Here is a 12528-nt window from a genome sequence, read left to right as displayed (position 1 = left end):
ACCCCCGGCCCGCCGCCGGGACCCGGCTCCTCAGAGCCTGGCCCCCCGCTGTCGAGGGTCAGTGCTTCAGAGCTCCGATCCGCCCTGCGCCGTCGGGCGCCCGGCCCCCGGCGAGGGGTGGGCGCCCGTCGACCCCCAGGGGTCAGAGCTTCTCCAGGGGGGCGTACGCCAGCAGCAGCGTCTTCTCCCCGTCGGCGCCGAAGTCGATCTTGACCTTGGTCTTCTCCGCCACCCCGTCCACGGCCACCACCGTGCCGAGCCCCCACTTGTCGTGCGTCACCCGATCGCCGGGCGTCAGCGACAGGATCTGCCGCGACCCGCCACTCTTGGGCGCCGGCCGCGCAGCCGGCTCCCGCCGCGTCGCCGCGCTCCAGGCGGACTTCTCGGGGTCGGTACGCCAGTCGATGAGCTGCCCCGGCACCTCGTTGACGAACCGCGAGGCGGGGTTGAACGACGGCGACCCCCACGAGCTGCGCACCGCCGCCCGCGTGAGGTAGAGCCGCTTCTGCGCCCGGGTGATGCCGACGTAGGCCAGCCGCCGCTCCTCCTCCAGCTCCTTCGGCTCGCCCAGCGACCGGACGTGCGGGAACACGCCGTCCTCCATCGCGGTCAGGAAGACGACCGGGAACTCCAGCCCCTTGGCCGTGTGCAGCGTCATCAGCGTGACGACGCCCTGCCCGCCGTCGGCGTCGGGGATCTGGTCGGCGTCGGCGACCAGCGACACCTGCTCCAGGAACTCCACCAGCGTGCCCTCGGGGTTGGCCTCCTCGAACTCCGAGGCCACCGAGACGAGCTCGTTGAGGTTCTCCAGGCGGGACTCGTCCTGGGGGTCTTCGGAGGCCTCCAGCTCGGCACGGTAGCCGGTGGCCACCAGGATCTCCTCGGCCAGCGTCGACGGCGGCACGCCCTCGGCCTTGGCGATCAGCTCCTCCAGCATCGCCACGAACTCGCGCACCGCGTTGAGCGAGCGCGTCGCCATGCCGTACGCCTCGTCGGCCCGGCGCAGCGCGTCCCAGAACGAGATGCGCTCGCGCGAGGACAGCGCCTCGATCATGGCCTCGGCCCGCTCGCCGATGCCGCGCTTGGGCACGTTGAGGATGCGCCGCATCGACACGACGTCGGCCGGGTTGGCCAGCACCCGCAGGTAGGCCAGCAGGTCTTTGACCTCCTTGCGCTCGTAGAAGCGCACGCCCCCGACCACCTTGTACGGCAGCCCGGTGCGGATGAAGATCTCCTCGAACACGCGGGAGGCGGCGTTGGTCCGGTAGAACACCGCGACCTCGCTCGGCTTGACGCCCTCCTCGTCGCTGAGCCGGTCGACCTCCTGGGCCACGAACATGGCCTCGTCGTGCTCGTTGTCGGCGACGTAGCCCACGATCTTGGGGCCGTCGCCCTGGTCGGACCAGAGGTTCTTCGGCTTGCGGCCCTCGTTGCGCGCGATCACCGCGTTGGCCGCGGCCAGGATGTTCTGGGTGGAGCGGTAGTTCTGCTCCAGCAGGATCGTGCGGGCGTCGGGGTAGTCGCGCTCGAACTCCAGGATGTTGCGGATCGTCGCGCCGCGGAAGGCGTAGATCGACTGGTCGGCGTCGCCCACCACGCACAGCTCGGACATGTCGGCGCCCGGACGCACGACGTCGCCGTCGGCGGTGCGCAGCTCGGGATGGCCCACCAGCTCGCGGATCAGGATGTACTGGGCGTGGTTGGTGTCCTGGTACTCGTCGACCAGCACGTGCCTGAACCGCATCCGGTAGTGCTCGGCCACGTCGGGGAAGAGCTGGAACAACGTCACCGTGTTCATGATGATGTCGTCGAAGTCCATCGCGCCGGCCTCGGTCAGCTTGAGCTGATAGGCCTTGTACGCCTGCGCGAGCGTCTTCTCCAGGTGGGAGCCCGCCCTGTCGAGCGCGGTCTCGTAGTCGACCAGCTCGTTCTTGAAGTTGCTGACCTGCGCCGAGAACGAACGCGGCGGGTAGCGCTTCGGATCGAGCTCCATCTCCCTGCAGACCATCGCCATCAGCCGCTGGGAGTCGGCCTGGTCGTAGATCGAGAAGCTGGACGGGAAGCCCAGCCGCTTGGCCTCGCGCCGCAGGATGCGCATGCAGGCGCTGTGGAACGTCATCACCCACATCGCCTTGGAACGCGGCCCGACGAGCTTGTCGATGCGCTCCTTCATCTCCCGGGCGGCCTTGTTGGTGAAGGTGATGGCCAGGATCTCGCCCGGATGCGCGTTGCGCTCGGCCAGCAGGTAGGCGATGCGGTGGGTGAGCACCCGCGTCTTCCCCGACCCCGCCCCCGCCACGATGAGCAGGGGGCTGCCATGATGGATCACGGCCTCGCGCTGCTGGGGGTTGAGGCCGTCGAGCAAGGGGTGGTCAACAGAGACTTGGGTCGGCACCCACCTAGGTTAAGACGCGCCACCGACAAACGGCGCCCGGAATGCCTCCGACGGGGTGCCGGTTGTCCTCCGTACAGGGTCCAGGAAGGGAAGCCATGCTGGCGGAAGCCGAGATCAACCGGGTACTTGTCGTGACCGCGCATCCCGACGACGTCGACTTCGCGGCGGCGGGAAGCGTGGCGCTGTTCGTGGAGCGGGGCGTGGAGGTCACGTACCTGCTCGTCACCGACGGCGACGCCGGCGGCAACGAGCGCACCCTCGACAACTCCGGCATGGCCGAGCTCCGCAGGACCGAGCAGCTCGCCGCGGCCAAGGCCGTCGGCGTGACGGACGTGCGCTTCCTCGGCTACTCCGACGGCCGGGTGGTGCCCTCGCTCGACCTCCGGCGCGACATCGCCCGGGTGATCCGCCAGGTACGCCCCGACCTGGTCATCACCCACCACCCCGACCGCAACTACCAGTTCGTCGCCCCCAGCCACCCCGACCACCGGGCCGTGGGCGGGGCCGCGCTCGACGCGGTCTACCCCGACGCCCGCAACCCCTACGCCTTCCCCGAGCTGCTGCGCGAGGAGGGCCTGGAGGCGTGGACGGTCAGGGAGGTCTGGCTGAACGGCGGCTCCACCCCCAACCACTGGGTGGACATCACCGCGGTCATGGACCGCAAGCTCGCGGCCTTGCAGTCGCACGTCAGCCAGGTCGCCCACGTCGAGGGCTTCGTCGACTTCGTCCGTGGCCGCTTCGCCGCCTGGGCCGAGCAGGCCGGCTTCGGCGAGGGCCACTACGCGGAGGGCTTCCAGGTCGTGCCCACGGCCTGACCCGGTCGTTCCGCTCCCGGCTCAGGGGATCGAGCCCGGCGGCACCACCCAGAGCGCGGGCTGCCCGGTGACCTCGGAGATGATGTCGAAGGCCCGGTCGTAGTGCAGGATCGTCGCCTGGTGCACCTCGGCACAGGCGGCGATCAGCAGGTCGCTCGGCCCGATGCCGCGGTGGTGAGAGATCCCGACCAGCTGCCTCTGCACCTCGACGGCCCGCGACTGCACCTCCTGGTTCAGAGGCAGGCTGACGCACTGGCGCTGCGCACGCAGGATGCGCCGGTAATGGGGGAGATCACAGGCGCTGCGGAGCACCTCCAGATCGATGACGGCGCAGGTCGCGACGACCCGGGCCAGATAGAGCGGGTGAAGAGCCCTGGCGACCGCGTCGCTCGTCCGGATGCGGGTGAGGGCGCTCTTGTCGAGGAGGTACGTCAGTCCTGTGGTCGCCACACATGCCGGATGATCTCCCGGTCCAGGAGATCCGGGCTTCCCTCGGTACGCCAGAACTCGAATGCCTCGAATGCGCCGGCCCTCTCCTGGCCACGGTCGACGACTGCCTGCAACGCGGCACGCACCGTCTCCTTCATGGTCGGCGAGCCAAGCCTGGCCTGCGCGGTCTCCAGCAGCTCCTTGTCGACGTCGATCACCGTACGCATGCAGCACCACCTCCGTACCTCCACCGCATATCAGGACTTCTGATCTTGATAGACGCATTCAGGGAGTCAGTGAGAGCTCCCGCGATGCGTGTCTCGGGTGAAGGTAAAGGCAGCGAGGCGAACTTCCTGGACCGTTCCAAGGACGTGAGGAAGGATTCTCATCTTCTGAGGTGGAAATCTCATCCCCCGCCGGAGGAAGTCTTCCCCCGGCCGTCGCGCCCAGCCTTCGCCGAGATCCTCGCGAAGAGGTAGCCGAGCGAGTTGGTCGCCAGGTGCAGCATCGACGGCGCCAGCAGCCCGCCGCGCCGTCGGAGCTCGCAGAAGAGCACCCCCGCCGCCGCCGTGGACACCACGCTGCCCGCCACCACCCGCGCGACGTCGAGACGGGCGGGCGACTCGCCCGCGGTCAGCGCGCCGAGCGCCGGGTTCGCGCGGGCCATGTCGATCGCCGGGAGGATGTGCCAGAGGCCGAACAGGGCCGAGGAGACCGCCGTGGCGGCGGCCGGGCCGTGGCGGCGGGCCAGCATGCCGTGCAGCGCGCCGCGGAACCCGACCTCCTCCAGCAGGACCGTGCCCAGGGGGACCTGGAGCAGGGCCTCCTCCAGGGCGCGGGCGCGCGAGAGCGACAGGGCGCGCTCGTCGTGGAAGAGCGGCCTGGTGCGGGGCACGGAGATGCCCACGGTGTAGACGGCGGCCACCGCTGTCGCCAGCGCGCCGCCGACGGCCGCTCCGCGGGACGCCTTCTCGAACCCCAGCTCACGCCACGACACCCCGTGCCCGCGTGCCATGGCCACGAGTGCGGCGGTGGCGGCGGCGGAGGTCAGCGGAGCGAGCCTGGGGGCGATCTTGTTGTTGAGGACGTTGGCGGCGGTGAGGACGGCGATCGAGCGCAACAGCACCCTTGCAGGCTACGTCGCATCACAGAACGCCGGCGCCCGGTGAGGGCGGGGTGGTCGGTGGGTGGGGTCAGGAGGCGGCGGAGTTGCGCCAGCCGGCGGGGAAGCGGGTGCGGCGGCGTTCCTGGGGGGTGAGGCCGCCCCAGATGCCTTCCGTCTCGCCCTCGCGTAAGGCGTAGGAGCGGCATTCGTCGATGACCGGGCAGCGGGCGCAGACCGCCTTCGCGCGGGCCTCCTGCAACGGTGAGGGCGCGAGCGGGAAGAAGAGGTCAGGGTCGCTGGACCTGCACGCGCCTCTGCGCAGCCAGCCGATCTCCTCCAGTGGCATGCCTCCACCGTAGAGGCAGGTCATGATCAGACACATCATCCTCTGGGTTGACCCGCGCGTACACCCTCAGCAGGCGCCCACGCCGTCCTCGTAGCCGCCGGCGAAGGAGGACTGGCGTTGCTCGGCGGTGCCGTGGGCGGCGGGGTCCAGCCAGTCGTCCGTGGGGTCGCCGGCGGCCTCCAGGCTGGTCATGAGCTCGTCCTCGTCACCGGGCTGGGCGCGCAGGGAGCCTGAGCCGACCAGGGCCGCCAGCGTCCCGCCGGCGTAGCAGTCGGCCTGCAGCTCGGCCTGGACGTTCAGCTCGAAGCCGGTCCTGAGCTGGGCCTGGACGGCGTGCCCGAACTCGTGGGGGATGATCACGTACACCGAGCCGTCGCCCATGTCGTTCCACAGGGACTCCATCCAGGCCTGGTCGTAGGCGATGAAATGGCCCTCGGGGCAGTAGAAGGCGTTGTTCGGCACGGACGGCTCGCCCCCGCAGGAAGGCCCCGAACTCCCGGAGTAAGGGATGAAGTCGGCGATAGGCCGATAAGTCATCCCCTGCTGGTCGAAGAACTCCGTCCAGAACGACTCGGTGAGCGTGCGCGCGGCCCGGATGTCGTCCTCGAACGTGTCGGCCCCCTGGACGTCCCTGGACGCGGGCCGGGTGAGGCCGCAGCCGGCCAGCAGCAGGACGAGGGCCAGGACGAGGAGGCGGGGTCGCACGAGGTTCACACGTCCCAAGTGTGCACCGGATCGTTGCCGTGCATGCGCTCGATGTAGTCCAACGTCATGGCGCGTAACGCCTCGTGGCGATCGCCGCCCTGTGCGCGCACCCGTTCGACCTGCCACGTCGCGCCCGTGCGGCCGGTCAGGCAGCGTCCCTCGATGATGCCGAGCAGCCGGTCGGCGACCGGCGTGTGCACCCCCCACGCGGCCAGGCCCTCGCGCGCCATGGGCAGCAGCCGGCGCAGGATCAGCTCGGCCGCCGGCACCTCGCCCAGCCCCGGCCAGTACAGCCGGGCGTCCAGGCCGTGCCGGGCCGCGGCGGCGAGGTTGTCCTCGGCGGTGCGGAAGGACATCTGGCTCCAGATCGGCCGCTCGGCCGACGGGAGCACGCGCATCAGGCCGTAGTAGAACGCGGCGTTCGCGGCGATGTCGGCGACCGTGGGCCCGGCGGGCAGGACGCGGTTCTCCACGCGCAGGTGCGGCACGCCGTCCACGACCGCGTAGACGGGCCGGTTCCAGCGGTAGATGGTGCCGTTGTGCAGGGTCAGCTCGTGCAGCTGGGGGATGCGTCCCTGGTCCAGCTCGGCCCGCGGGTCCTCCTCCTCGCACAGAGGCAGCAGCGCCGGGTAATAGCTGACGTTCTCCTCGAACAGGTCGAAGACGCTGGTGATCCAGCGCTCCCCGAACCACACCCGCGGCCGCACGCCCTGCGTCTTCAGCTCGGCCGGACGCGTGTCGGTGGCCTGCTCGAACAGCGCGATCCTGGTCTCGCGGTGCAGCTCCTTGCCGAACAGGTAGGGGGAGTTGGCCGCGACGGCGACCTGGGGGCCCGCGATGACCTGGGCGGCGTTCCAGTGCGGCGCGAACGCCTCCGGGCTGACCTGGAGGTGGAGCTGGACGCTGGTGCACGCGGCCTCGGGCGCGACGCTGTCGGCGTGGGTGTCGAGGCGTTCCACGCCCTCGATGCACAGGTGCAGGTCCTCGCCGCGGGCGGCGAAGATCTGCTCGTTGAGCAGGCGGTAGCGGGGGTTGGCCGACAGGGTGCCCTCGCTGATGTCCTGCTCGCGCAGCGTGGGCAGGATGCCGACCAGCACCAGGTGCCCGTCCTGGGAGCGGGCGCGCTCCTCGGCGTGGTTGAGCCGCCTTCGTACGTCCGCCTCCAGGTGGAGCGGGCCGTCGCCGGTCAGCTCCCGGGGCTCGACGTTGATCTCGATGTTGAACTGGCCCAGCTCGGTGGCCCAGTCCGGCTGCTCGATCGCGGCCAGCACCTGGGCGTTGCGCATGGCGGCCTCGCCACGGGCGTCCACGATGTTGAGCTCGATCTCCAGGCCGGCCTGGGGGCGGTCGAACTCGAAGCGGGACTCGCGCAACATCTGGGCGAAGACGTCGAGACATCGACGCACCTTTTCCCGATATTTCCGGCGATCGTCCCGGCTGAACACGACGACTGGCACGTCCCTGCCCATACCAGGAAATGTCGCACGGCTGGGCCGTCATGACCAGCCGGAGATCGACACGATGTCTCCCGCGGGCCGGACCACACGAAGATCATCGAGACGGCGCGCGCCCCCCTGACATCCCCGTAGGGTTCGGGCATGCGCGTATTGATTACCGGTGGGGCGGGCTATATCGGCAGCACGATCGGGTCGGCGTGCCTCGACGCCGGCATCGAGCCCGTGATCCTCGACAGCCTCGTGACGGGCCACAGGGAGTTCGCCGACGGACGGATCTTCTACGAGGGCGACATCGGCGACGGCGCCCTCGTCGACAAGATCTTCGCCGAGCACCCCGACATCGAGGCCGTCGTCCACTGCGCGGCCCTGATCGTCGTGCCCGACTCCGTGGCGGACCCGGTCGGCTACTACCGCGCCAACGTCGCCAAGAGCCTGGAGTTCGCCGACCACCTGCTGCGCAACGGCTGCGAGCGGATGATCTTCAGCTCGTCCGCGTCGATCTACCAGGCCGGCGCGGACCACACCGTGGACGAGAGCTCGCCGCTCGCCCCGCAGAGCCCGTACGCGCGGACCAAGGCGGTCTGCGAGGCCATGTTCGCCGACATCGCCGCCACCCGGCCGATCCGCATCCTGTCGCTGCGCTACTTCAACCCGATCGGGGCCGACCCGGCGATGCGCACGGGCCTGCAACTGCGCCGTCCCAGCCACGCCCTGGGCAAGATGATCGAGGCGTACGAGGACGGCGTGCCGTTCGCGATCACCGGCACCGACTACCCGACGAGCGACGGCACGGGCATCCGCGACTACGTCCACGTCTGGGACCTGGCCGCCGCGCACGTGGCGGCGCTGCGCCGGTTCGACTCCCTGGACGCCGACGTGATCAACCTCGGCACCGGCGCGGGCACGACGGTCCGCGAGCTGGCCGAGGCGTTCAACCGGGTCGTCGACCGGCCGATCGACGTGGTCGAGGCGCCCGCCCGGCCCGGTGACGTGGCGGGGGCGTACACGCGCAGCGACCGGGCGCGGCGGCTGCTCGGCTGGGAGACGAGGTTCACCGTCGAGGAGGGCATCAGGCACTCGCTGGAGTGGGCCGCCCTGCGCGACTCCCGCCTCGCCTGACCCGCGCCCGGCGGGCCGGGCGCCGCGCCCGTCCCGCCAAGCGGCGACGGGACGGGCGCGGGCCTCGGCACGGGCGGGTGCTACTTGGCGACGCTCACGCCGAACGGCAGGTCGAGGGAGGAGATGTCGTCCTTGCCGTTCTCGAACTCGCTGGAGACGTCCTCAGCCGTCGGAGCCTTGATCGACACGGCGCCGCCCCAGCCGGTGAAGCGGGTGTCGACCCGCACGCCGTCCTTCTTGGAACCGGAGCCGGTGATCGCGGTCTGCGGGAACGTGGCCACCAGGCGCACCGGCAGGCCGGCCGCGTTGAGCGTGAGCTTCCAGCTGATGACGCTCTTCAGCGCCTTGGCCGTGGGCCGCGGGTCGATCGCGGTCGCCCGGTACCAGGGCGAGACCTTCCGCAGGTCGCGGACGGTGATCGTGCCGGCGTAGCCGCCGCTCACCGGCTTGGCGGTCTTGAGCAGGGTCTTGAGCGTGGCCTGCTCGGCGACGTTCACCGGCTGGCCGAACGTGCCGGAGATGCCGCCCGTCGGGCCGTTCTTGGCCTTGAACCAGGTCTCGCCCTCGGGCAGGACCGTGGTCCACAGGCCGCCGGACAGGTACGACGTCGTGCCGATCCGGATCGTGCGCTCGGGCGTGGCGAGGGCCTTGAGCTCCTCCGGCGCCTCGTCGCTCAGGTCGGACAGGTTGAGGGCGAACTTGCCCGTGATGTCCGAGGCGGCGACACCCGACCTGCTGAACTGGAAGGTTCCCGTGCGCCGGATGAAGACCTCGCTGCGCGAGCCGTCGGTGATGCTGATGCGCTCGCTGAACTTCACCCCCTTGCCGGGGACGAGCTGCTTCTTCACGGCGGCCACGGGGTTCTTGGGCGCGGCCGCCTGGGCCGGAGTCGCGAGCAGCGCGGGGGTGGCGGCCACCAGGGCGGCGGCCGTCGCCAGCGCGACGCCGGTGAGGGTTCGCTTCATGTGCGGTTGTGTCCTTGATTCGAGGGGGATTGTCGACAGCTCGGCGGCTCAGTCGAACAGGCCGAGCGAGCTGGTGGAACCATCGGGGATGGCCTGGCGGAGCTTCTCGGCTCTCGCCCGCTTCTCGGCCATCAGGTCCTTGTAGGTGATGACCTCGTCCACCGGAGGGGCCTTGACGCTGACCTTCGCGCCCCAGCCCGAGAGCCGGGTCTCGACGACGCTCCGCGAGCCCGGCGTGAGGCTCTGGCCGGTGACGACGCGGTCGGGCAGCGCCTGGGCGTTCAGGCCCAGCCGGTAGTGGAAGCCTTCGTACGCGCCGGCGCCGCGCGCCTGCGCGAGGGTCAGCGCGCCCTGGCGGAGGCCGTCCTTGACGCCGGCGGCATGCGAGACCAGGGCCTTGACCGTCCTGGGCGCCAGCACGTCGACCGGCTGGGCCGAGGTGATCACCTTGCCCTTGAGGTGCTCCATGAGCACCCACGTCCTGCCCATGGGCAGGACGTCGGCCAGGTCGGCCGCCTGCACGTAGACCTTGCCGCCGACGCTGATCCAGCGTTGCCGGCTGTCGTCCGCGCCGATCGTCCGGAACACGACGTCGGCCGCGACGGGCCCGGAGGCGCCGAACTCCACGGAGCCGGCCATGCGGGTGACCTGGCCGTCGCGCGGACGCTTCGACTCGGTCCGCGCGGTCTCGGAGATCGTCACTCCGTGTCCGGGGACGAACTGCCGCTTCAGGGCGGCGACCGGGTCCACGGCCGCCTGTGCGGGGACGGCCGGGATGAGAGCCGCGGCCGTCACCGCGGCCGCGAGCAATCGCTTCATGAGTGTCCTTAGGAGGGGGGCTACCTGATGCTGCCCAGGGAGTTGAGGGAGCCGTCCGGGATGTCCTGCGGAACGGCGCTGTCGTCGGAGAGTTCGGTGATGTCGGCCACCTGGTCGGCCGGCGGGGCCTTGACCTTGACCTTGGCGCCCCAGCCGGTGAAGCGGGTCTCGGTCGTGCTGTGGCTGGCGCCGAGGATGCCGAAGTCGAGGGTCCAGTCGCTGACGACCCTGGTGACCAGGCCCTTGGAGTTCACGGCGAGCAGGTACGAGACCTTGACCTTGGCGATCTTCTTCTCGACGCTCTGGCCGTAGATCTTGCCGAGCTCCTTCACCGTGACCGAGCCGCGGTAGATCCCGCCCTTGGTGCTCGCGGCGTGGGAGACGAGCATCTTCAGCACCTTGGGCTCGAAGACGTCCAGCATCTGGTTGGAGGTGCTCATCCGCAGGCCGGTGTCGGGGTAGCGGACCCACTTCTTGCCCTCGGGCAGGCCCTCGCTGTAAAGGCCGCCCTGCGCATATACGTGCTTGCCCACGGTGATGGTCCGCGACGGCAGCAGTGACGCGTACAGGTCGGCGTTCTTGCCGGTGCTGCGATTGCGTACGTCCGAGGCGACGATTCCGGACCTGCCGAACTCCAGAACGCCGGACGTCTTCATGGTTCCGGTGCTCTTGCCGTCCATCGAGGAGCGGGACGTCTCGGTGAACCGTACGCCGTGTCCGGCGACGTACTGCTTCTTCAGCGCCTTCGCCGGATCCGCGGGCGCGGCCTGGGCCGGGGTCGCGGTCACGAGCGCCGCCGCGGAGGCCAGGGCCAGGCCCGCGATAATTCGCTTCATCCGATTCCTTCAGATCAAGAATGAGGGGAGCAGGAATCCTGCCAATTGAAGATCACGACCATATATCGACAGACACCGCATAAGGCAGCAAATTGGTGCACTTTCGGTGCAGAGGAGGACATGGTGAAGTGAGATCACCGTCACATAGCGGAAGAACCGTGCCCCGATGACCTGTGCAGGTCAAGCTTGGGGCTAGGCTTCACTGGCGGAAACGCCCGGCACGCACCCCTGAGCGTAGGAGCTCGCCGTGAGAGAGCGAGGCACGAAGCCGACACGAGCGGCGAGCGGACGCGACCGTCAGCGCAGTTGCCCGGGCCGTCGAACATCAGTCGGATAAGCAAGGACGGACCCTCGTGGACCTGTTCGAACATCAGGCGAAGGAGCTCTTCGCTGACTACGGCATCCCGGTGCCACGCGGCATCGTCGCCAACACCGTGGAGGAGGTGCGGGCGGCGGCTGAGGAGCTGACCGGCCGCGTTGTCGTCAAGGCCCAGGTCAAGACCGGCGGTCGCGGCAAGGCCGGCGGCGTGAAGGTGGCCGACGACGCCGCCGACGCCGTCGAGAAGGCCACCGCCATCCTCGGCATGGACATCAAGGGCCACACGGTCCACAAGGTGCTCGTGGAGGAGGCCAGCGCGATCGCGGAGGAGTACTACTTCTCCTTCCTGCTCGACCGCGCCAACCGTACCTTCCTCGCGATCTGCTCCGCCGCCGGCGGCATGGACATCGAAGAGGTCGCCCACAGCACGCCCGAGAAGGTCGCCAAGGTGCCGGTCTCGGCCCTCGACGGCATCGACCGCGCCAAGGCCCGCGAGATCGCGGTGGCCGGCGGGCTGCCCGAGAAGTCGCTCGACGGCGCCGCCGAGCTCATCGAGAAGCTGTGGCACTGCTTCGTCGACGAGGACGCCACGCTGGTCGAGGTCAACCCGATGATCCTGTCGGCCGACGGCCAGGTGAAGGCCCTCGACGGCAAGGTCACCCTCGACGAGAACGCCGGCTTCCGCCAGGCCGACCACGAGGCGCTGGCCGACAAGGCCGCCGAGGACCCTCTGGAGGCCAAGGCCAAGGAGAAGGACCTCAACTACGTCAAGCTCGACGGCAACGTCGGCATCATCGGCAACGGCGCGGGCCTGGTCATGTCCACCCTCGACGTGGTGGCCTACGCGGGCGAGGCGTTCCCCGGCAAGCCGTCCCCGGCGAACTTCCTCGACATCGGCGGCGGCGCCTCGGCCGAGGTCATGGCCGCGGGCCTGGAGATCATCCTCTCCGACCCGAGCGTCAAGTCGATCTTCGTGAACGTCTTCGGCGGCATCACCGCCTGCGACGCCGTGGCCAACGGCATCGTCTCGGCGTTCAAGCTGCTGGAGAGCCGCGGCGAGGCCGTGACGCACCCGCTGGTGGTCCGCCTCGACGGCAACAACGCCCAGCTCGGGCGGCAGATCCTGGCCGACGCCGCGCTCCCGCGGGTCGAGCTGGTTGACACGATGGACGACGCGGCCAAGCGGGCCGCCGAGCTCGCTGCGGTAGGTGCGTGAGT

Annotated in this window: 13 protein-coding genes; 3 read left to right on the top strand and 10 right to left on the bottom strand. The window is 70.0% G+C overall.

The features are described 5' to 3' along the window. Positions 1–142: 142 nt before the first annotated feature. Positions 143–2395: a DNA helicase PcrA gene (gene pcrA, locus ACWEJ6_RS23410; RefSeq protein WP_452426114.1), complete on the bottom strand. Its 2253-nt coding sequence runs from the start codon at positions 2393–2395 to the stop codon at positions 143–145. Positions 2396–2490: 95 nt separating this feature from the next. Here pcrA and ACWEJ6_RS23405 point away from each other — a divergent pair, with 95 nt between their 5' ends. Beyond that, positions 2491–3210 carry a PIG-L deacetylase family protein gene (locus ACWEJ6_RS23405; RefSeq protein WP_452426112.1) on the top strand — a complete coding sequence of 240 codons (720 nt, stop codon included), beginning with the start codon at positions 2491–2493 and terminating at the stop codon, positions 3208–3210. Positions 3211–3231: 21 nt separating this feature from the next. Here ACWEJ6_RS23405 and ACWEJ6_RS23400 read toward each other — a convergent pair whose 3' ends face one another. From ACWEJ6_RS23400 to ACWEJ6_RS23375, 6 genes are all read right to left on the bottom strand, one after another. Next, positions 3232–3660 carry a PIN domain-containing protein gene (locus ACWEJ6_RS23400; protein WP_387669150.1) on the bottom strand — a complete coding sequence of 143 codons (429 nt, stop codon included), beginning with the start codon at positions 3658–3660 and terminating at the stop codon, positions 3232–3234. Beyond that, entirely contained in the window at positions 3642–3866 is a 225-nt protein-coding gene (locus ACWEJ6_RS23395; RefSeq protein WP_452426110.1) for a type II toxin-antitoxin system VapB family antitoxin, read from the bottom strand. Before ACWEJ6_RS23395 ends, ACWEJ6_RS23400 begins: the two co-directional genes overlap by 19 nt. Before the next feature lie 179 nt (positions 3867–4045). Further along, the gene (locus ACWEJ6_RS23390; RefSeq protein WP_358282278.1) at positions 4046–4765 is read right to left on the bottom strand and encodes a CPBP family intramembrane glutamic endopeptidase; all 720 of its coding nucleotides are present in this window, start codon (positions 4763–4765) and stop codon (positions 4046–4048) included. Between the two features lie 67 nt (positions 4766–4832). After that, on the bottom strand, positions 4833–5090 hold the full coding sequence (locus ACWEJ6_RS23385; protein WP_352323895.1) for a WhiB family transcriptional regulator: 258 nt from the start codon (positions 5088–5090) through the stop codon (positions 4833–4835). 66 nt (positions 5091–5156) lie between these two features. Next, complete coding sequence (locus tag ACWEJ6_RS23380; protein ID WP_358282280.1) at positions 5157–5804, bottom strand: neutral zinc metallopeptidase; 648 nt, start codon at positions 5802–5804, stop codon at positions 5157–5159. Next, a complete protein-coding gene (locus tag ACWEJ6_RS23375; RefSeq protein WP_387669145.1) occupies positions 5801–7201 on the bottom strand; it encodes a glutamate--cysteine ligase in 1401 nt (466 codons plus the stop codon). Before ACWEJ6_RS23375 ends, ACWEJ6_RS23380 begins: the two co-directional genes overlap by 4 nt. Before the next feature lie 192 nt (positions 7202–7393). Here ACWEJ6_RS23375 and galE point away from each other — a divergent pair, with 192 nt between their 5' ends. Further along, on the top strand, positions 7394–8371 hold the full coding sequence (gene galE / locus ACWEJ6_RS23370) for a UDP-glucose 4-epimerase GalE (protein ID WP_452426107.1): 978 nt from the start codon (positions 7394–7396) through the stop codon (positions 8369–8371). An 80-nt stretch (positions 8372–8451) separates the two neighbouring features. On the opposite strand, the gene ACWEJ6_RS23365 is transcribed toward galE, so the two are convergent. From ACWEJ6_RS23365 to ACWEJ6_RS23355, 3 genes are read right to left on the bottom strand one after another with little or no spacing between them, the layout of a single operon-like run. Beyond that, the gene (locus tag ACWEJ6_RS23365) at positions 8452–9336 is read right to left on the bottom strand and encodes a hypothetical protein (RefSeq protein ID WP_452426105.1); all 885 of its coding nucleotides are present in this window, start codon (positions 9334–9336) and stop codon (positions 8452–8454) included. A gap of 48 nt (positions 9337–9384) precedes the next feature. Further along, positions 9385–10155, bottom strand: coding sequence for a hypothetical protein (locus ACWEJ6_RS23360; protein ID WP_452426103.1), 771 nt, complete (start codon positions 10153–10155; stop codon positions 9385–9387). Between the two features lie 20 nt (positions 10156–10175). Next, a complete protein-coding gene (locus tag ACWEJ6_RS23355; protein ID WP_452426101.1) occupies positions 10176–10991 on the bottom strand; it encodes a hypothetical protein in 816 nt (271 codons plus the stop codon). Positions 10992–11344: 353 nt separating this feature from the next. Here ACWEJ6_RS23355 and sucC point away from each other — a divergent pair, with 353 nt between their 5' ends. Further along, on the top strand, positions 11345–12526 hold the full coding sequence (gene sucC / locus ACWEJ6_RS23350; RefSeq protein WP_352323902.1) for an ADP-forming succinate--CoA ligase subunit beta: 1182 nt from the start codon (positions 11345–11347) through the stop codon (positions 12524–12526). The last annotated feature ends 2 nt before the right edge of the window (positions 12527–12528 follow it).

It is taken from the genome of Nonomuraea sp. NPDC004702, from assembly GCF_053601695.1.
This window is presented reverse-complemented; position numbering and strand designations above follow the sequence as displayed.